Annotated in this window: 1 protein-coding gene; it reads right to left on the bottom strand. The window is 53.6% G+C overall.

Features of this window, described 5'->3' with window-relative positions; translation table 11 throughout:
• Positions 1 to 513, bottom strand: a 513-nt coding sequence (locus U1T56_RS24630; RefSeq protein WP_418162098.1) for a class I tRNA ligase family protein, incomplete at both ends; no start/stop codon positions are given.

Below are 513 nucleotides of genomic sequence, written 5' to 3'. Positions count from 1 at the left end.
GAACGGACGCTTTCCGGTGAATTCAAGCCCTTGGAAAATCATGCGCGACACCCAGAAGAAAATGATGTCATAGCCGGTGACAAGCACATCGGTCGGGTAGTAGCGCTTGTAATCCGGCGAGTCGGTATCCGGCCAGCCCATGGTCGAGAACGGCCAGAGCGCCGAGCTGAACCATGTATCAAGCACATCCGGGTCTTGTTCCCAATTTTCAATGTCCGCTGGCGGCTCATGGTCAACGTAAATTTCGCCTGTTTCTTTATGGTACCATGCCGGGATGCGATGCCCCCACCAAAGCTGGCGTGAAATGCACCAGTCGCGGATGTTCTCAAGCCAATGCAAATACGTTTTTTCAAACCGTTCCGGCACGAACTGCACTTTGCCGTCGGTTTGCTGCAGCTTGATGGCGGCTTCGGCGAGCGGATTCATTTTCACAAACCATTGCGTAGACATATACGGTTCATTTACCGCTCCGCTCCGTTCGCTATGACCGACTGAGTGCACGTGCTCCTCGAT

It is taken from the genome of Benzoatithermus flavus, from assembly GCF_037908215.1.
Taxonomy (GTDB): Bacteria; Pseudomonadota; Alphaproteobacteria; order Geminicoccales; family Geminicoccaceae; genus Benzoatithermus; species Benzoatithermus flavus.
This window is presented reverse-complemented; position numbering and strand designations above follow the sequence as displayed.